This is a genomic window from Halorhodospira halophila, assembly GCF_016653405.1.
In the GTDB taxonomy this organism is placed as follows: Bacteria; Pseudomonadota; Gammaproteobacteria; order Nitrococcales; family Halorhodospiraceae; genus Halorhodospira; species Halorhodospira halophila_A.
Genome location: NZ_NHSN01000019.1, coordinates 38,714 through 58,370 on the forward strand (window position 1 = coordinate 38,714; position 19,657 = coordinate 58,370).

General features: G+C 66.8%; 15 protein-coding genes and 1 pseudogene. 7 read left to right on the forward strand and 9 right to left on the reverse strand.

Annotation, left to right across the window (positions count from 1 at the left end):
* Nucleotides 1–3: 3 nt before the first annotated feature.
* The 9 genes from CCR79_RS08200 to CCR79_RS08240 all read right to left on the reverse strand — a co-directional run bounded on the left by CCR79_RS08200 (nt 4) and on the right by CCR79_RS08240 (nt 11,330).
* Nucleotides 4–1,197 carry a TIGR03088 family PEP-CTERM/XrtA system glycosyltransferase gene (locus CCR79_RS08200; RefSeq protein ID WP_201170722.1) on the reverse strand — a complete coding sequence of 398 codons (1,194 nt, stop codon included), beginning with the start codon at nt 1,195–1,197 and terminating at the stop codon, nt 4–6.
* On the reverse strand, nt 1,194–2,762 hold the full coding sequence (gene xrtA / locus CCR79_RS08205) for an exosortase A (RefSeq protein ID WP_201170724.1): 1,569 nt from the start codon (nt 2,760–2,762) through the stop codon (nt 1,194–1,196). The genes CCR79_RS08200 and xrtA overlap by 4 nt, the downstream gene beginning before the upstream one ends.
* Nucleotides 2,752–4,008: a TIGR03087 family PEP-CTERM/XrtA system glycosyltransferase gene (locus CCR79_RS08210; RefSeq protein ID WP_201170726.1), complete on the reverse strand. Its 1,257-nt coding sequence runs from the start codon at nt 4,006–4,008 to the stop codon at nt 2,752–2,754. Before CCR79_RS08210 ends, xrtA begins: the two co-directional genes overlap by 11 nt.
* Before the next feature lie 10 nt (nt 4,009–4,018).
* The gene (locus CCR79_RS08215; protein WP_201170728.1) at nt 4,019–5,050 is read right to left on the reverse strand and encodes a FemAB family XrtA/PEP-CTERM system-associated protein; all 1,032 of its coding nucleotides are present in this window, start codon (nt 5,048–5,050) and stop codon (nt 4,019–4,021) included.
* 26 nt (nt 5,051–5,076) lie between these two features.
* Nucleotides 5,077–5,982 carry an XrtA system polysaccharide deacetylase gene (locus CCR79_RS08220; RefSeq protein WP_201170730.1) on the reverse strand — a complete coding sequence of 302 codons (906 nt, stop codon included), beginning with the start codon at nt 5,980–5,982 and terminating at the stop codon, nt 5,077–5,079.
* Between the two features lie 82 nt (nt 5,983–6,064).
* The gene (locus CCR79_RS08225) at nt 6,065–7,171 is read right to left on the reverse strand and encodes an XrtA/PEP-CTERM system-associated ATPase (RefSeq protein WP_201170732.1); all 1,107 of its coding nucleotides are present in this window, start codon (nt 7,169–7,171) and stop codon (nt 6,065–6,067) included.
* A 7-nt stretch (nt 7,172–7,178) separates the two neighbouring features.
* Entirely contained in the window at nt 7,179–8,729 is a 1,551-nt protein-coding gene (locus tag CCR79_RS08230) for a TIGR03016 family PEP-CTERM system-associated outer membrane protein (RefSeq protein WP_201170733.1), read from the reverse strand.
* Between the two features lie 43 nt (nt 8,730–8,772).
* Nucleotides 8,773–9,795, reverse strand: a complete 1,023-nt coding sequence (locus tag CCR79_RS08235; protein ID WP_201170735.1) for an XrtA-associated tyrosine autokinase — start codon at nt 9,793–9,795, stop codon at nt 8,773–8,775.
* Between the two features lie 14 nt (nt 9,796–9,809).
* Nucleotides 9,810–11,330: an XrtA system polysaccharide chain length determinant gene (locus tag CCR79_RS08240; protein ID WP_201170737.1), complete on the reverse strand. Its 1,521-nt coding sequence runs from the start codon at nt 11,328–11,330 to the stop codon at nt 9,810–9,812.
* Between the two features lie 232 nt (nt 11,331–11,562).
* Between CCR79_RS08240 and CCR79_RS08245 the strand changes: the two genes are divergently transcribed.
* The 7 genes and pseudogenes from CCR79_RS08245 to CCR79_RS08270 all read left to right on the forward strand — a co-directional run bounded on the left by CCR79_RS08245 (nt 11,563) and on the right by CCR79_RS08270 (nt 19,469).
* A complete protein-coding gene (locus CCR79_RS08245; protein WP_201170745.1) occupies nt 11,563–12,180 on the forward strand; it encodes a PilZ domain-containing protein in 618 nt (205 codons plus the stop codon).
* A 243-nt stretch (nt 12,181–12,423) separates the two neighbouring features.
* Nucleotides 12,424–12,660 (forward strand): annotated as a pseudogene (locus tag CCR79_RS13950) (GNAT family N-acyltransferase); the annotation flags it as partial.
* Between the two features lie 523 nt (nt 12,661–13,183).
* Nucleotides 13,184–13,996, forward strand: a complete 813-nt coding sequence (locus CCR79_RS13655; RefSeq protein ID WP_242510866.1) for a PEP-CTERM/exosortase system-associated acyltransferase — start codon at nt 13,184–13,186, stop codon at nt 13,994–13,996.
* Nucleotides 13,997–14,024: 28 nt separating this feature from the next.
* The gene (locus tag CCR79_RS08255) at nt 14,025–14,921 is read left to right on the forward strand and encodes a ThiF family adenylyltransferase (RefSeq protein ID WP_242510867.1); all 897 of its coding nucleotides are present in this window, start codon (nt 14,025–14,027) and stop codon (nt 14,919–14,921) included.
* A gap of 12 nt (nt 14,922–14,933) precedes the next feature.
* Entirely contained in the window at nt 14,934–15,761 is an 828-nt protein-coding gene (locus tag CCR79_RS08260) for an outer membrane lipoprotein-sorting protein (protein WP_201170752.1), read from the forward strand.
* A 22-nt stretch (nt 15,762–15,783) separates the two neighbouring features.
* On the forward strand, nt 15,784–17,199 hold the full coding sequence (locus tag CCR79_RS08265; RefSeq protein WP_201170754.1) for a hypothetical protein: 1,416 nt from the start codon (nt 15,784–15,786) through the stop codon (nt 17,197–17,199).
* Nucleotides 17,200–17,213: 14 nt separating this feature from the next.
* Nucleotides 17,214–19,469 (forward strand): efflux RND transporter permease subunit, encoded by a 2,256-nt coding sequence (locus CCR79_RS08270; RefSeq protein WP_201170756.1) that lies wholly within the window; start codon nt 17,214–17,216, stop codon nt 19,467–19,469.
* Nucleotides 19,470–19,657 lie beyond the last annotated feature (188 nt).

Below are 19,657 nucleotides of genomic sequence, written 5' to 3' on the forward strand. Positions count from 1 at the left end.
GGATCAGTCCTTTCCAGCCAACGGTAGATGCTCCGGCGCGCCGGGCAACAGCTCACGGTAAAGCCCCTCGTAGGCGGCCACCATCGTCTCCAGCGAGAAGTGCGCCACGGCCCGCTCCCGGCCGGCGCGCCCTTCGGCGCGGCGGCGCTGCGCATCGATCAGATACCCCCGGAGCACCTCGCTGAGCCGCTCCGGATCCTGCGGGGGGATCAGGGTACCGGTGACCCCGTCCTGCACCAGTTCCGGCACCCCGCCCACCCGCGAGGCGACCACCGGCAGGCCGCTGGCCATGGCCTCGAGGACGGTTACCGGAATGCCCTCCGCCAGCGATGGGAGCACGAAGACATCGAACCCCGCCAAACGCTCGGCCACTGCCGGACAGTTGCCGGCGAACTCGACCTGCCCGGCGATGCCGAGTTCGTCGGCCAGGGCGCGCAGGGTGTCCGCCTCCGGGCCACCGCCGACCAGCACCAGACGCGGGGCCGGGGATGCCGGGGCATGCTCCAGCAACCGCGCAAAGGCGCGGATCAGCGTGCCCTGATCCTTGACCGCACACAGCCGCCCCACCGTACCAATCACCACGGGGTGCGCGCCCTCCGATGCCGCCCCCACGTCCGCATCGCTCTGCCGATAGCGCCGGGTATCCACCCCGTTGTAGATGTGGCGGACCCGCTGCCGTGACACCCCCACCCGCTCGACCAGGTACTCGGCCAGATGGCCGGAGACCGTCACGTGCCGGTGAACCCAGGGGCTCAACACCCGGCGCAGCCACCGGTAGCGATGGCGGCTACCGTGGAGATCAGTGATGTTCCAGCCGTGCTCGGCGTGCACCCGGGCGGGGACCCCGCTGAGCGCGGCCACGGGCTGACACTCGAGGGCGGCGAGGTTGGAGGTGTGCACGACATCCGGGCGAAGCTGCCTCAGCAGGCGGTAGAGCCGGACCAGGGTGCCGATCCCCCACCCGGGCGGCCGGTGCAGCGCATAGACCGGGACCTCCGACGGCAGGCGGCGGCGGAAGTCCTCATCGTAATCGGCCAGACAGACCAGGGCATGCCGGTATGAGTCCGGGGCGCTGTTGCGCACCAGCTCCACGAGGATGTTCTCCAGCCCCCCCACGTCTAAACGATAGAGGATGTGCACCACCAGCGGCCGCCGATCCCGTCCATCCCTCGCCAATCGTTCGCCCTCAACACTCAATGCCGCTGCACCTCCTCAAGGGTATCGAGCACCCGGGGCAGCGCCTGCTCGGCGTAACGTCGCAGGGCAGGCTCCACCTCTGCAGGGTCGGCATCGTAGCGCGCGTAGAGGACCAGCAGCGCGGCGTCGTCCCGACCGCCGAACAGCCTCGACAGGGACTCGCGGAACTTGACCTCGTGGGCGCTACGCGTCAGATGCCCATCCACCCAGTACCAGCGCCAGACCAGCAGCCGCTCGCCCGGGCCGGAGAGCTCATACCGAGCGGGCCGGGTCCACCCGTCCACCTCGCCCCGGCCAGCGGCCCGACGGCTCCAACCGTCGCGATCGCGCCCATCCAGCGTGTTCTCCCAGCCGACCATGCTGCCGTGGCGGTGCTGCTCCCGGTAGTAACCCACGTGGATGCCCACCGGGATCCCCTCGTCATCGACGAATTTCTCCGACGCTGTCTCCCGGGCGTGGCGATAGCCCGGCAACCAGGCGTTCATCTCGGCCGGTTCCCAGCCGGAGGCGGCCCAACCGTCGGCCTGGAGCCCGGTCACGGTACCCAGGTCGCGCTCATGCATCCAGTGCGCATACAAGGGCCCGCCGCCCACCAGGGCGATGCCAGTCACAGCCACCAACCACAGCCGGCCACCGGCGCGGAATGGCACCGGACCTTCCCCAGCCACCACATCGTCAGCGGCCCGAGCACTCCGCCGCGCTTGTGCGTCTCCCGGATCGTCTTCCCGCCAGAAGGTCCCGATCCAGAAGAGCAGCGCAATGACGAAGCCGAAGAAGATCCAACCGTAGACGAGGTGATCGACCCCAGCCGCCAGCTCCATGCCACTGAGATGGCCGATCATCACGATCATATAGGCGCGTAGGCCGTTGGCGATGATCGGCACCAGCGCCGAGGCGAGGACGAACAGCAGCCGACGCGTCCAGCTGCGGTAGACCAGGTACGCGTAGAGCGTACCCAGGGCGAGGGTGGCGATCAAATAGCGCACGCCACTGCAAGCCTCGACCACCGACCAGCGACCGGTGGGCAGTTCGAAATTGAGCCCTTCCCGGTAGACGGGGATACCGCTCATCTGCACCGCCCAGACCGTGAAATCGGCGGTGACATCCATCAGCGGCGGGACCAGGAAGTCCCCAAAGGGCACCGCGAAGAGCAGGTAGGCCAAGGGGAAGACCAGGATCCAGGCCACCCGATTGCCTAAAACAAGCCAGACCAGTGCCGGGATCAGCAGGACGGCGGCGAAGTGGCGGACCGAATCCACGTCCACCAGGGCCCCGAGGACCCAACCGAGCACCAGCCCTAGGACCGGCAGCAGCGCCAGCGGCTGAACCTCGGGCATCACCCGGGCCAGCTCGTGACGGAGCCGGAAGACCAGGAACAGCACAATGGGCACGATCAGAAAGCCGTGTGCAAACGTCTCCGAGCGCGACCAGATCCCGACAATGGACTGGTACGTAGGGAAGAACGCCACCGCCAGAACCAGCCCGGCGACCGCCAGCGCTGCCAGGTGCCGCTTCCAGGCCGAGCGCTGGCCCACGCCAGCGGCGGAGGCCGTCTCAGCGTCCATGGCTCACCCCCACCGCAGAAACCTCCTCCATCGGCACGCCGGCGCGCGTACCGCCGGCCAGCAACTGATCGAGCCGCGTCAATTGCCGCTCCCAGGTATAGTCTTGCAGGATTCGCCGCCGAGCCGCCGCGCCGATCTCCTCACTGTCTGCCGCCAGCTGACGGCAGACGGCCTCGGCCATCACCCCGGGCTCCGCGGCCGCGCGGACCACCTCGGCGTCCAGATCCACCTGCAGCCCCTCCAGCGCCTCCGGCGAGGCAATCACCGGCCGTGCCAGCGCCATGGCCTCCAGCACCTTGTTCTGGATACCCCGCGCCACCCGCAGCGGCGCCACGGCCACGGCCGCGTGCCCGATCCACGGCCGCACGTCATCGACAAAGCCCGTCACCGTGACACCGGGCTGCCCGTCGAGGGCGGCCAGCGCCGGGGCCGGACGGCTGCCGACGATATAGAAGTGGGCCGTCGGCTCCTGCGCCCGCACCCGCGGCAGGACCTCCCGGGCAAACCAGCAGGCGGCGTCGACGTTGGGCCAGTAGTCCATGGCCCCGGTGAGCACCAGCGGCCGCTGCCCCTCGGGGTACGGACTCGGACCGACCGCCCCCGGATCGAAGTACCCCGTATCCACCCCGTTGCCCATCGGCACGACGGCGGCCGCCGCCTCCGGGGCCAGACCGCGGAACGCCTCCGCCTCCGACGGCGAGACGAAGACGCTGGCATCGCTGGCCGCGGCCAGGCGCCGCTCGTAGTCCAGCAGCCGCCGCGCCTCCCGGGCAAAGACCGAGGCCATCGGCCACGCCCGCCGCTGGGCGTACTGCCGCCACTTGTCCGAGTCGATGTCGACGAAATCGACCACCCGCACCGGCCCGTCGTCCCCCTCAGGCAGGTACTGGCCCATAGAAGAGGAAAACACCACCACCGCGGTGAGCGGAACCGCCTCGTGGATCCGGCGAACCCAGCGCGCCAACCCCCGGTCCCGGTACCAGGGCAGCGTCAGCGGCTCGCCACTGAGCAGACCGCTCAACGCCCGCAACTGGGCCCGGCGGCGGGGCAAGGGACGGGCGCAGATATCGGCGCAACACGCCTGTACCTGCTCCAGGTACGGCCAGTCCGCCGGATCGTCCACGAAGGTCCCCAGGTGCACCCGGTGGTGGCGGGCCAGGTGGCGCAGGACATGGTAGGAGCGGATCTTGTCGCCCTTGTTCGGCGGCCACGGCAGCCGGTGCACCAAAAAGAGGATATCCCCCACGCCCCCCTCCTCAGCCGAGGTTGCGGACCACCAGCGGTCCGAGTCGATTGGCCACCGCCAGGGGTAGCCGCTGCCAGATCCGGATGGCCCGCTGATAGCGGGGGTTGAGCGGATTGTGATCCGGCACATCCGGTCGTTTATAGAGCCGATACTCGTAGGTCAGCGGCTGGGGCTCGAACCCCCAGTTGCGCTTGAAGTGATAGGCGCCGGTATCCCGTTTGCTGCGTCCAAAATCGAAGAGTTGATACCCCTCGGCGCAGGCCCGTCGCATGACCTCCCAATAGAGGAAGTCGTAGCCGGCCACCTCCCTAGCCTCGTCAAGCCCGCCCCCGTAGTAGGGAAGCACCTCGTCGCGGAAGTAGAAGTTGAGCACACTGGTCACCGGGCGGCCCTCGCGGCGGACGGTCACCACCCGGCAGTCGTCGCCAAAGACCTCGGCAAGGGCGTGGAAGTAGCGGCGCGGGAAGACCGGGGTCCCCAGGCGGTGGACGCTGCGCGCATAGATATCGTGGAAACGATCCAGATCCGTCTCCCAGTCCGCCTGCAACCCCGCCTTGATGCCTTGGCGGACCATACGCCGTTGCTTGCGCGGGATGGCCTGAAAGTTCGCCTCCTCGTCCGGCTCCATCGCCTTGCGGAAGGTGGCGTAGAGGTCGTCCCGCCGCGGCCAGTCGGTATGGACCGGAACCCGGTGGCGGTACTCCAGGTGCTCCACCCCGAGGGATTCCGCGCGCCGCTGCGCCTCCTCATCCAGCGCGGCGCGGGCCTCCTCGTCGGCCGCAGCCAGGCCCCCGTAAACACAGAAGGGGGTGGAGACCAAGGCGTCCCCAAAGAGCCAGCTGCGCACCCGGGCCAGCGGCAGGACCCCTACCACCTCGCCGTCGCGCTCGGCAAAGAGGTACTGCGTGGCATGGCCGAAGACCTCCCGTAGGACCCGCGCCCAGCCGCTGCGATGGAAGAAGGTGGCCTCGGACGAGCGCAGTACGAAGGCATCCCAGCGGGCCTCGTCCCCGTCCTCCAGCGCTGCTACGCGCACTGCCATGTGGCATTCTCCTCCATTTCCAGGGGTCAGACCGCCTGTGCCGCGACTTCCTGGCCCGCCGGCCAGTCCCGCGAGCCGGCCAGCTCGGCGGCGAACACGCGATCCATGCGATCCCAGGACAAATCCCGGAACAGGCACCGCAGCCGCTCCTCGGTACGCCCCAGGTTCAGGTAGTGGCGGAACCGGGTGCGCAGATCGATCCCGGGGATGCGCGGCTGCTCGGCATCCAGCTCCCAAGGGTGGATGTAGAAGACCGCCGGCTGGCCCTCCACCTGGCTGATCCAGCGCAGCGCACCGCGCGACGCGCGGTACGGGAGCAAGCGGAAATACCCGCCACCGCCCGCCGGCAGGTGCCGACCGAAGACCCGCAACGTCGCCGGTGGGATCTCCAACAGACCGCCGGGGCCATCCGGCCAGTGGGCCTGGCGCGGCGCATCGGGCTCCCCGTAGTGATCGTGGCGGATGGGGTAGACACTGGAGCTGTAAGTGTGTCCGGTCTCCAGCAGGATCTCCCGGGCCCAGGGGGTCCGCGGCCCGATGGAGAACGCCGGCGCCCGATACCCGGTCACGGCCACCCCGCCGATATCCTCAAGCAACTGCCGGGCCCGCAGCAGGTCCTCGCGAAAGGCCCGGGGACCCATCTCCCAAACGCGCTCATGGCCGTAGCCGTGGCTGGCCAGCTCGTGCCCGGCGGCCACGATGCGTCGGACGATGTGAGGGTAACGTTCCGCCACCCAGCCGAGGGTGAAGAACGTGCCATAGACCCGGTGATCGGCGCAGAGCTGCAGCAGCCGATCCATGCTCGCCTCGACCCGGCACGGCCAGCGATCCCACTGGTCGCGGCGCACGTAGGGCGCCATGGCCAGAACCTGGAAATAGTCCTCGACATCCACGGTCAGGGCGTTGGCCCGGACTTGTCCGCGGGCTTGCATCGACGATCCCCCCCCGGGGGCTTTGCCCCCTTCTCCTTCGCTCCCTCGCCCGACACACCGGGCTTCATCCCGGCGAACCCCGTCACTCCGCCTCGTTGCGGACCCCCAGCATGCGCTTGACGGTGCTACCGATCTGCCGGGCCAGCCGATAGTTCGAGACCAGATAGCGCTCCATGCGCTCCAGACGCTGATCGAGCCGCTGGTAATCCTCTCGGTGAACGGTCAGGACCTGCTGAACTTGTCGATAGGTAAAGCCCAGGTAGCGCTCCAGGCGCTGCAGCCGCTGATCCAGGGTCGCCGACTCGACAGCGGCGCCGTTGCCCTCGCCCTGACCCGGCGTGTCCGCAGCGGCGGTGTCGTCCGCCTGGGCTTCGCCAAGATCCGCCTCCACTTCATCGATGACCGACTGGACCTCGCGCACCGAGAACTCGTGGCACTCCTCGAGATACCCCATCAGCAAAAGCCGGTCGCACAGCGTATTGATCCGCCGGGGGATACCTCGAGTGTAGTCGTAGATCCGTTGCCAGGCGCCCTCCGAAAAGCTCGGGTCATCGGTCCACCCCACCTCCCGCAGGCGGTGCTCGATGTACGCCCGGGTGTCCTCCTCGTCCATGGGGCCCAGGTGGTAGGTGGCGATAACCCGCTGGCGCAGCTGCTGCATGTTCTCGCTGCGCATCAGGCGGCGGAACTCCGGCTGGCCGAGCAGGAAGCTCTGCAGCAGCGGTCCGCCCTCCTCGCCCTGGAAGTTGGAGAGCATGCGCAGCTCCTCCACCGCCGCATCGCCCAGGTTCTGCGCCTCATCGACCACCAGCAACGCGCGCTGACCGCGGCCGCGGATGCGGACCAAGTACGCCTCCAGGGCGCGCAGCTGATCGGCCTTATTCTCCGGCGGGTCCTCGATGCCGAAGGCCAGGCAGACCAGGCGCAGGAGGTTGTCGGCGCTCAGGCGCGTGCTCACCAAATGGGCGGCGACCAAGGGGCGGTCCACGATGCCGCCGAGCAGGCTGCGCGCCAGGGTGGTCTTGCCGGCCCCCACCTCGCCGGTGATGACGATAAAGCCCTCGCCCTGCTGGACCCCGTACTCGAGGTAGGCCATGGCACGGCGATGGCCCTTGCTGGCATAGAAGAAACGGGGGTCGGGGCTGAGGGCGAACGGCTTGTCGCGCAGACCGTAAAAGTCTTCGTACATAGGGGGCTCAGAACTCCATGGTCAGCCGGGCGCTGATTCGGTTTTCGCGGCGGCGTACGTCGTCCTGGTCGTCAACCTGCTGGCGGCTTTGCCGGTGGCTGAAGTCGAGGTTACCGCTGGTCCGGCGTCCGATGGAGCGCGAGAGTCCCAGCGAGACCCGCCACTCGTCCGTTTCTCGCTCCTGCTCCGCCACATCAAATGACTCCTCGCCATTTGGCACCTCGATGACTTGAAGCGTACTCCCCTCCAAGCGACGCAGAGTCCCGCGCAGATTGGCCTGCGTCCGCGCACCAAAGGCCCAGCTCCAGCTGCCCGTCACCCTCCAGTCCCGATCGACGACATCCGTTAACCTTTCTGCATCAATCAATCCCTGGGCTACGGGAATCAAATCGTCGTCGACCGCTACCGTCCTAGTCCTAATCGCCTCGCTATCCAACTCGAAATCCTGATCCGTCTTGCGCCGGGAGATCTGTATGCGGAACGTGTTGGGTCCGGTCGAATAATCCCAGCTGCCGCGCCATGTCTCAGTAAAAGTAAGCGCTTCATCCTCTCTAGGCTCAAAAAATTCAAAAACATCAACAACGCCAGATTCCTCGGCACCAGGGAACGGGTCCACCTCCGCACGAGCGAAATCAGCGGCACGTGCTAGCCCGTCGGTGCGCGCCTCGGAGTACGAAAGTCGCCAGGTCGAGCGCGGCGCCTGATGAACCAGACTCAGCGACCGCTGCTCGCGACGGTTGGTCTCATCTTCGTCGTCGATCTCATCCTTGAATTGCCCGTAACTCCCCTGCAGCTGTGTGTTGCGGGTGACGCCCCAGTCGGCGTTGACCCGCCAGTTCTGGGTATCACGGCGCGGCTGATCCTCCACTCGATTCCAGCCATCGCCGCCGGAGACGCTTGTGCGCAGCGAGGGGGTGACCTGGTAGCCCAGCGTGGCCTCATTGAAGAAGCGATCTACCTTGGCCCGCGCCGGGTCATCGAAGCGGTCCCAGGTACGCTCCGAGCTGAGCTGCCAGAAGGTCCGGCCGAACATGGGGCCGCTGTCGAGGCGATAGCGCACCCGGTGGACCTGCTGCGGCTCGCGGTCCGAGCGGTGATAGCGAGCCTCATCGAAGACGTAACGCAGTTCGTGGTCCGCGAAGCGGCCGATCCGCCAGACCCAGTAGGGGCTGATGCGGTAACGGGTGGTCTCCTCTTGATCCCGCGGGGTCACCGGGTCAAAAGCGGACTCGGCGCGCACGCTGCGGCGGATCGATCCGTCCACGAAGATCGACTCCCGCACCAGTTCGGCGTTGCCGCTGCCGGACAGATTGTGGGTGCTGCTGTCGCGGTCGCTATCGTCCCAGTAGAAGCGATTGTTCCAGCTGTAGTTGAGATTGAGCTGCGCCCGGGCACCTTCGCCGGTGAGCGTAAAACTCGGCCGCACCAGGGTGATGAAATCCGACTCCTCCCCTCCGCGCGGCGCGAAATCGGCGTTGTCGGTCCACTCCTGACCGATGGTCATGCGCGGGGTGAACGTCCACTCCGTGCTCGCCGCAGCACCCCCCGGGATCAGCACCAACCCGGCAGCGGTGACGCCGGCAAGCGCCCGCGACCGCGGCCTAGCCCCCCTCAGCGACACGGCCGCCGGATCCGGTTGCAGCGCCCCGTTGGACCTCGCTGGCGTAGGCGCCGTACCCGCCATAGCCGCCGTAGCTGTAGCCGCCGTAACCCAGCCCACCGAAGCCCGTCGCCTTGTTGAGCATGGTCAGTACCACGTCACAGCCTTCCAGCAGTTCAGCAGCCCGGGTCACCGCCGTCTGCGCCGTGCTCTCGGCCTCGACCACCAGCAGCACCTGTCCCATCTGGCGGGCCAGCACACTGGGCTCACTGGCCGAGAGCAGCGGCGGGGAATCGAACAGGATGATCCGATCGGGGTAGCGGGCGTGGATCTCTGCTAGCAGGTCGGACATGGCTTGACTGGCCAGCAACTCCGTGGACCGGCCGTGGGGCCGACCGGCGCCGAGGACGGTCAGATCGGGGATATCCGTGCGCAGGAGCACGTCGGGCAGGCTGACATCGGGGTCCGTCAGCACATCCATCAGGCCGAGGTCGGCCTCAAACCCCAGCGCCCGCGGCACGCTGGGACGCGCCACATCAGCATCAACCAGCAGCACCGTCCGGTCCACCTCCAGCGCCATGCTCAGGGCCAGGTTGATGGTGGTGAAGGTTTTACCCTCCCCGGGAATCGCACTGGTAACCATCATCAGCCGCCCCCCATCGACCATTGGCGTGCCGTGCCGGCCGAAGGCGTTATCCAGCAGCGGCCGCTTGATCAGCCGGAACTCCTCTTCCAGCCCGCTGCGGCCATCGCCGGGGACGTGGATGCCCTGATGGCGCAGCCAGCCGTAATCGATGGTCCGATCCGCAGGGCGGTCAATCGTCGACTCACCGGCGCCCCTGCGGCGGGCCGCGGTCGGCTGAGCCGGGCTCGCCGAAACCGCACCGGCTGCTTCGTCCCCGCGGGCACCCGAGGCCTGCTCCGCAGCCCCCTGCAGCTCCTGACCCTCGTCCGCTTCTTCGCCCACCGCGCGCTGGGGCTGCTTGCCCCGCCGCTTCTCCAGCGCCCGCTCGATTATGCTCATCGGCCCACACCCTCCTAGGTAAAGACGATCCCGACCACTACACCATAGGCCACAAAGAGCGCGCTGGTTGCCGAGAAAAACACCACCATCTCCATACGCCGGCGCCGCCGATGGGCCGGCGTCCGCACCCGACTGATCTGCCCGACCACCGGCCGGCTGGCAAGCTCGCCCAGCTTGCCCGGCGAAGCCACGGTCCCGCGGATCTGCGCTAGCAGGAAGGCGAAACCGGTCCCCGCAGCCAGCCCCAAGAAGAGCACCGCACTGGCGAGCAACGGCCGGTTGGGCGCCGCCGGGCTTCCCGGCTGCTGCGGGGGTTCCAGCACCCGAAAGTCCACCGAATCGGTGCCGGTCTCGATCTCCCCGGCCAGTACCGCCTGCTCCAAGCGATCCCGGAGCTGATCATAACTGCTCTGCAGGGCTTCGTAATCCCGCGTCAGTCGATTGTAATCGGACTGGATCTCCGGGACGTCATCGGCCATGGCCTCCAGCTCATCGACCCGCGCCTGGCGCTCGTCGACGCGGGTCTCCAGCGAAGCGACCCGGCTCTCCGCCTCGGCCAGATCCATCTGCAAGGGATTGTCGGCGTCCCCCAGGCCCACCCGATCCACCGGCGAGGCCAGCAGCTGCTCGCTGAATTCCGCCGCCTGCTGCTCGCGCTCCTCCCGCAAATCCTCAAGGACCCGCCGCGTGTGTTTCACGTCCGGGTGCGCGTCCGTGTACTGACGGCGCATCTCGTCCAACTCGGATTCCAGGTTGCTGATCCGACGATCAAGCTCCGGATTCTCGTATTGACGCGGCTGCATCAACCCAGGCTGGTCGCCATCGCCCTCAAGCTGAGCCACAAGGTGCTCGTACTGGCTCCGTGCCTGGTCGAGCTCGAATTCGGCCTCTTCCAGGCTCTCCCGCTCCGCCTCCAGGCGGCTGTAGAAGTCCCCACCGGCGACCAGCACCTCCGAGTGCTCGCGCCGGAACTGCTCGATCTCCTCCTCCTTGGCCCGCAACTCCTCGGCGTACCGCCCGAGCTGGTTCTCGATGAACTCCCGGGAACTCACCAGGTCCCCACGGGGATCGCCCAGCCCCCGCTCCATGAAGAGGTTGCCGGTCTCGCGCACCACGCGGTAGGCCACCTCGGGATCCCGGTGCGAGAAGGAGATGGTGTAGATGTTCTCATCCCGCCCGCGCAGATCGATGCCGCGCAGGCTTCCGACCACGGCGTCCAGATCGTCCCGACCCAGCAGGACGTCGAGATCCGCCTCTCGGGCAATCTCCCGGAGATTATCCCGACTGAGCAGGGTGCTGGTCATCATACTCATCCGCTGCTCGGAATCCGGGCGCACCGCCATGCCGCTGAGCAACGGGTCCAGCACCGAATCGGTATCGACGTAGACCTCGCTGGAGGCCTGGTAGGTATCCGGGATGGTGTGGATGTAGGCCCAACCCGGGATGCAGACGAGCCAGGCGATGGGCAGGATCCACCACCGCCGGCGCCAGGTCGCTCTCAGTTGATGCAGGATTTCCTGGACGACCTGCTCCATGTGCGTCCACTCCAGCCAGCTTCGCTGGCGTTTGCTCCGTTGAGGGCGCGGGCCACCCGCCGCCAAGCTTTCCTCAAAGAGGTGTCAAGATAACTTACGCACAACCTTTAGGGGAAGGGCTCTCCGGCCCGGTGAACCGCGTAGGCGCCTGATTTTTGGTCCACGCCCCTGATCGGCAGTAATCTTGCAGGCACACTTAAACGGGGCCGTTTAAACCGCGGGGAGTGAAGGGATGTCACACATCAAAGTCGCCGAGGAGCTTGCCGATTTCTGGTGGCCCTTGCTGAAGGAGCAGCCCTGGGACCGGTGGCCCGGCTCGCTGGAAGAGATCCATGAGCAGATCTATCAGGACGTGGCGACAATCAGCAGCTACCGCAGCCTGTCGCGCCTGCTGATTGCGGAACTGATCGATCGGGCCGGGGCGCCTCCGGTCAAAAACCGCGCGCAGGCAACCATCTATACCCAGTCGGCAACACCCAGACACCGGGAACTGCTCATCGGTACCCCGTATCTGGACATCCTCTACCCATCAGAGCGCCCATCCAGGCCCGACGCTTCCCCGCAGCAACCAGCGTCCACCGCGACGTCAGAGCGTCGGCGGCTGCCTAGGCACCGGGTCCGTGCCCAAGGGAGCCTTCATGCTCACCAAACCGAGATCCCGTGCGAGATACGGGACCTTTCCCGCCTGGGAGCCCAAATCCGGGTCGAGCAGCCAGAGCGGATCGGTCGACCACTCGCACCGCGGGATATCGTCCGCATCCGCATGAGCGGCCGCCGGCCCCGACCCGCCCGAGTCGCTTACGTTGGGCAAAAAGCCTACGGATTGGAGTTTATTGGCCCGCCGACGTGATTCTGACAACTGAGGCGATTTCGGCCCGGCGCTGAGATCTGATATTGTCGGCGAGACACGCTGGCGCATTTCCTCGATTTTTAAGAGGTTATAACGGGATGGACTCTGCAATGGACGGTGCGCCTGAGCTGTCTATCTCGGTGGCCTCTGAGGAACGGATTTGTGCAACAACCACACAGTTATGATGTAATTCTGGCCGATACGCCCGAGACCCGGCGACAGCACTTCCGGCTCCGCTATCTTGTGTTCTGTCAGGAGAGGAATTTCGAGCCCCCGGAGGCGTTCCCTAACGGGCTTGAGACCGACGAACACGATCGGCACGCGCTGCACTTCCTGATCCGTCAGCGCCGCCCCCACGCCCCGTGGTTCGGAGCCTTTCGCCTACTGCTTCCCTCGGGCCGGCCTCGGCCCATCGAGGCCATGTGCTCGCTGGCAGAGGACGTCCCCCATGAGCGCAGAGGTGAAGTGTCTCGCCTGATCGTGCGACACAGCGCACCGCGGCACTCACAAACCGCGCTCTTCCGGCTCTGCCGGGCCGCCCACCAGGCGGCTACAGAGCATGCCCTGGATCAGCTGCTTTTCCTGGTCCGCCCGGGACTGCGGCGGATGCTCAACCATCGAGGGCTCCCGCTGAAGCGCTTTGGCGAGCCATGCTGCCACCGCGGTCTGCGTTACCCATGCGGCAATGGCTTGGGGCCGCTTGGGAGGGGGCTGGAGCACTGGCAATGCAAGGAGGGATACCCGGGACATCAGCAGGAGGAGCCGGCGTATCGGCGGGCGTCCGCGTTGATCAGACCCAGCGGCACCCACCCGGCACTGGACCAGCCTCTCCGGACGCGGCTACCGGCAACCCCGGCTTCCGCAGCGGATGCGCCCACCGCTGGCTGAACCGTTCCACCACGCCGCGGTGGGGCATCCTGCCCTCGGCGATGCGCCGTGGTAGCGGGCGCGCTATAGTGTCCGAAAAACCCCAACACTCTAGCGGCCACTCAAGGAGCCAGCCATGCGTGACGTGCCGGGACACACGCCCATAACGACTGCCTTCAAGGAGCTCTTCCGGCTGACCCTGGCCGGCAACCCGCAGGAGCTCGCAGAGGCACAACGCCTGCGCTACGACGTCTACTGCACTGAGCTGCAGTTCGATGCCCCCGAGAACTACCCCGATCAGCGGGAGACGGACGAGTTCGAAGACCAGTCCTGGCACTGCCTGCTTCGCTATGAGCCACCAGACCACCCGTCCCTGCACCGGATCGCCGGCCATGTCCGCATCGTCCACGTCGACGCCAACGCCACGCACCCGGAACTGCCCTTGGTCCACAACTGCCGCGATTCCCTCAACCCGGAGGATCCGGATCACCCGGCAGCCCACGACCCGGTGTCGATCTGCGAGATCTCGCGCCTGGCGGTGCACAGCGACTTCCGGAGACGCCACGGCGAAGGCAAATCCGCTTACGGCGACCTGGATGCACTGGCCGCGATCGAAAACCACCCACGGACCTTCCCGCTGGCCGCGGTGAGCCTGTTCATGGCGTCGGCGCGGATCGTTCAGCTCGCCGGCAAGGAACACGCCTACGCCATGATGGAGCCGCAACTCGCCCGTCACTCCGGCCGGCAAGGTCTGCATTTCCGGCAGATCGGCGAGACCCTCTACTACCATGGGCGCTGGCGTGCCCCCTTTCACATCCGCTTCTCCGAGGCCATTGAGAACATCCAGCAGTCCGAACAACTGCTCTCGCCACTATTCCGCATGGCCACGAAGCAGATCCCGACGCTGCGCAGCTTCCAGCAGGCGTCGGCACTCGAAACCGAGCGGTAGCCCAACGCGCACTGGAGAGGGGATCGCATTGACGGAATTCGATTACGCCACTGCGTTCAAACGCACCATCGGCTGGGTCACCCCCGCCGAACTCAACCGATTGCGCCAAGCCCGAGTCGCCATCGCCGGACTGGGAGGGGTCGGAGGCAGTCACCTACTCACGCTGGCGCGATTGGGCATCGGCGGTTTCAGCCTGTCAGACTACGATCAGTTTGAGCTGCACAACCTCAATCGACAGGCCGGCGCCACCATGGACAGCCTCGGCCGCTCAAAGCTTGATGTCCTCCAGGAACAGGCCCTGGCCATCAACCCCGAGCTGTCCGTCGCCACCTTCCCTGGCGGCATTGACGCCGACAACGTAGACGCCTTTCTCGACGGCGCCGACGTCTATGTCGATGGCCTTGACTTCTTCGCTTTCGAGACACGGCGACTGGTCTTCGCCCGGGCCGCCGCGCTCGGCATCCCGGCGGTGACCGCAGCACCGTTGGGGATGGGCGTTGCCCTGCTAAGCTTCGACCCCGAGGGGTTGTCGTTCGATGACTACTTCGACCTGCGCAGCGGGCTCAGCGATGAGGAGCTTGCCGTGCGGTTCATGGTTGGACTTGCCCCGGCCCGGCTGCACATGCACTATCTGGCCGACCCTTCGGCGGTGGATCTCGCCGCGCAGCGGGGGCCGTCGACACCCATGGCCTGCGAGCTGTGTGCAGGGGTCATCGGTACCGAGGTGCTCAAGGTCGTTCTCAACCGCGGCCCGATTCGCTGGGCCCCGCACGGGCTCCATTTCGACGCCTATACGCAGCGCATGGCCCGCACCTGGCGCCCGGGCGGCAACCGCAACCCCCTGCAGCGGCTGATGATCCGGATCGCCCTCCGGCGCCTGGCCGCCATGCGGAACGACCACCAAGCCGCTCAAGCTGGTCGCTGAATGGAGGATCCCATGCCCCTATCGAAAGCCTGCTGGCCTTCGCATCGTATTCTGGCGGCCCTGCTGGGTGCTGCCATGCTTGCCCCTGCGGTGGCACTGGCGGACGAAGCCCCGAGCGGCGAGGAACTCGCCCAGGCCGTCTTCGACCGACCGGACGGCGACGATCTGGTCACCCGCGGCAGCATGACCCTCACGGGCGAACGTAGCCGGGACCGGGTTCGGGAGAGCTTCGAGTACCGACTCGATGGTGCCGATGGCGAGAGTTGGAGCCTGATCCGCTTCACCTCGCCGGCCAATATCGAGGACACGGCCCTGCTCGTCCACAATCACGCCGACGGCGAGAGTGACCAATGGCTTTACCTCCCGGCGGCCGATCGGGTTCGGCGTGTCAGTGGCGACAACCGCGGCTCGAGCTTCGTCCAGTCGGATCTGTACTTCGAAGACCTGGAAGACCGCCGCCCGGAGGAAGATGAACACCGGCTGATCGGCACGGACACCTACGGCGGCCGGGAGGTCTGGCTCTTGGAGAGCAAGCCGGTGGAGGCCGACAACTCCACCTACTCCAGACGCCTGCGCTGGATCGATCCTGACACCCTGGTCGAGCTGCGCATCGACTTCTACCGCGGCGGCGAGGATCCGATCAAGCGGCTTGAGGTCCAGGAGCTGGAGAAGATCGACGGCTACTGGACCGTCACCCGCAGCACCATGAGCCACCTGGAGCAGGGCACCCAGACCGTCCTCGAAGTGGATGACACCCGTTATGACCAAGGCCTCCCGCAGGATCTGTTCACCAGTCGTGTCCTGTCGAACCCGAGCCGCGAGCGCCCCTTCCGGCCCTAACCCGGGCCGATGGCTGGTCGGATTGCTCGTCGTTGCACTCCTGGGGCCCACAAGCGCGGTCCAGGGGCAGACGCTGCGCTTCGATGCGCCGGAAGAGAACGCAGAGGCCAGTGACGCCGATGCCGAAGACACGGAAAGCGGCACGCGGCCGGCGCAAGGGCTGCTTGACGACTGGCGCTTTCGCTTGGAGAGCGGGCTGCTCGAGTTCGGCGCGCTGACCTCCGGCGACCGCCCGCAGGACTGGACTGCCCACGGCCGCAGTGTTCTGCGCGCCGACCGCTCCATCGGCACGCAGTGGGAAGTTCGCCTGGGCGCTCGCATCGACGCCTATGCACAGCAGGGTGGCGAATATCCCGCCGTCTCGACCGCCGAACTGGACTACGGGGAGAACTTCCTGCGCTACCGGGCCATGGACTGGCAGATGACCCTGGGGACGCAGAAAATCCTCTGGGGCCGGGTGGATGAGACCCCGCCCACGGACCGCCTCAGCACCAAGGACCTCACCCGCTTCGCCCTGGATGAGCTCGCCGACCGTCGGCGTGCCAGCCCGGCTGCCCGGCTCGAGTATTTCCAGGGCCCCTGGAAGCTCGACCTCGTCGGGCTGATCGGCTTCCGTGAGGCCGAATTGCCTGACGACGACAGCATCTGGCACCCGGTCGACCGTGAGGCTGGACGTCTGCTCGGACTCGACCCGGAGGCCGAACTCCCGAACGGAACGCCATTGAGCACACTGATCCAGAACGCCGACTTCGGGGACGCCCCCTCTGGCCGCGGCGGCGGCGGGCTGCGCATCAGCCGGGACGGCCAATCCGTGGACTTCGCCGCCACGCTGCAGCGGGTGCGGCACTCGCAGCCGTACTACCGGCTCAGTGACGATAGCCAGGCAGAGTTGGGCGCACTCAACCCCAACGACCCCCTTCCCTCGGTCACTTTTGATGCCGAGCACCCCATGACCTGGGTGGTCGGCGGCGATCTCGGCTTTGTCACCGGCGGCTGGACCTGGCGCATCGAGGCGGCCTGGCTCAGCGATGTCCCCATCACCCGGGAGGAGGATTTTGCCTACGACAAGACCGAGGGCTTCGACTGGGTCATCGGCACCGAAGGCTTCCCCACCCCACGGGACGATCTGCGCCTGACCGTCCAGCTGCTCGGCGAGCACCTTATAGACGCCGAAGATGCGCTAGATCCGGATGAGATCTATTACATCAACGGCGAGATCGAGGACTTCTTCCTGCGCAACGAGTGGCGAGCCCGCCTGCGCTTCTCGGCGGCGATCAACCGGCGCGACAACTACCTCAACCCCGAGCTGGCCTGGATCGCCGCCGAGCCAAATGAGCTGTTCTTCGGCGGGCACTGGATGGGCGGCGAGGACGACAGCCTGGGCGGCTTCTACCGGGATCGCCGACTGCTTGTCGCCGGATGGCGCGGCCAGTTTTAAAGGACACTGACGGCATGCAATGGATGCTCCACCGCCCGCGGCTGGCCCTGATCCTCCTGGCCCTTCTGGTCCTGCTGCCCGGCCCCCTGCTGCTGCAGCTGCAGATCGACAACGCCCCAGAGAGTTATTTCCCGGAAGAGGCACCCGCCGTTGTCACGGATCAACAGGTCCGCGATATCTTCCCCCAGGAGCAGCTACTGGTGGCGCTCTTCGAGGGGGATGACCTCTTTGAAGCGGATTTCCTCGGCCGCCTGCACGCCCTGGTGGAGGACCTGGAGGCCGCACTCACCGTCGAGCGTGTCCTCGCCCCCACCACCAACGACCACATCCGGGCCACGGTGGACGGTTTCGCCGTCGAGCGGCTGATCCGCGTCAACGAACTCGACGAACGGACCGCCGAGCACTGGCGGGAGCGGGTGACCGGCGATACGTTCGCACCCGGCTTCCTGGTGGCCGAGGACGGCTCGGCGCTAGCCATCCTTGCCCGCCCCCACGCCCTGGAGGACAGCCTGCAGCGCCTGGAACTCGAGCAGCGCATGCGGGCGGGCATCAAAGAGCACGGGCTCGAGGCGCAATTGACCGCCATCGGCGGACACATCGCCCTGGACGTGGCGCAGCTCCAGTCCATGATCAACGACCTGATGCTACTGGTCCCCGGCACCCTGGGCATCGGCCTCCTGCTGCTGTGGTTCCTCTTCCGCCGCATCCTGGTCCTGATCCTGGCAGCGGCCACCATCAGCGCAGTCACCGGGGCCGCCATGGGCCTGCTGGTGCTGCTGGGCAAACCCTTTACCCTGATCACGGCCATCGTACCCCCGCTACTCACGGCGCTCACGGTCGCGATGCTGATGCACTTCTTCAACGCGGTGCTCCACCATGCCCGACGGGGCGCAGTGGGGCCGGACCGGGTGCGCGCTGCCCTCCGGGATGTGGCCCGCCCCACGCTATTCATGGCGCTGACCACGGCAGTGGGCCTGGCGTCGCTCACTGTCAGTCCGATTCGTCCGATTGAGAGTTTCGGCTTGATCGCCGCCTTCGGCGTGGTCTTCGGGGCGCTGTGCGTGCTCTTCCTGATCCCGGCCCTGGTCCTGCGCTTCGACCGCGGCCCGTGGGTCAGGCGTCGCGGGGCGATGGCAGGACTGGACCGCTTCACCGCCACCACCGCCCGTTGGGCGGTGCGCCGACCCGGGGCCATCCTCGCGGTCACCGCCCTGGTCATCGTGGTCTCCATCCCCATGATCCGCCAGGTGGAGGTGGAGACCGACCTCTACGAATTCTTCGCCGACGATCATCCGCTGACCCAGGCTACCCACCGGATCGAAGGACAGCTCTCCGGGGTCATGCCCCTGGAGGTCATCTTCAAGGGGCCGGACGTGGACAGCCTGCTCGACCCGAAGCGGCTGGAAGCCATGGCACAGGTCCAGGAGTGGCTCGACGAGCGACCGGAGGTGGACTACAGCCTCTCTCTGCCCGATCTGGTGGCCGAGATGCACTGGGCCTTCCATGAAGAGGATCCGGACTACCGGCGCATCCCCGATAACGAGGCCCTGATCGCCCAGTACCTCTTCATCCACGACGGCCGCGACCTGTTCGATGTGGTGGACAGGGACTACAGCCAGGCGCGGCTGATGCTCAACCTGAACGCCACCGGGGCGCGGGAGCTCAATACCCTGATCGATGACCTGCGCGACCACCTGGCAGCAGAACCGCCGGCCGACCTGGAGTGGGACCTAACCGGCATGGGCCGGCTCTTCGCCGATCAGGAGCGGCTGCTGATCCAGGGGCAGCTGCACAGCCTGCTGGTGGTCGTGATCGCCATCTTCATATTGATGCTGATGATGTGGCGCTCGGCCACCGTAGCGGCCGCCAGCATGGTGCCCAACCTGGCCCCGATCCTGCTGATCTTCGCGCTTATGGGGCTGCTGGGTATATGGCTCGACATGGCCACCGCCATGATTGCCAGCGTGGCCGTCGGCATCGCCATCGATGACACGATCCACTTCCTTCACGCCTATCGATCCCGACGGGCCCGGGGCGCGTCCACGGTGTGGGCGATCGCCCGCGCCTCCCGGCAGGCCGGACGGGCCATTACCGCCACGACCATCATCCTGGTGGGGCAATTCCTGCTGGTCGGCACCTCGGGATTTCAGCCCACCCAGGCTTTCGGCCTGCTGACCGCCTTCGGGCTGGTGGTGGCGCTGATTGTCGACCTGGTGGTCCTCCCGGCCCTGCTAATGGCGACAAGAAGGCGTCAATTCCGAGGTATGTAGAAAAAAGACCGCACACAGCTTGTGTCGAACAATCTACCATCTTCTGCAGCGACAGATTCGAGTCACCCGGCGGGAACCAACAACGCCCGGCTTTCCCCTTATTGGTCAACGCCTTCCATAGCACCTTGGCTCTCAGGGGCTTTGTGGCACGTATCCTGCGATACCTGTGATGCGACGACCCACTGCAT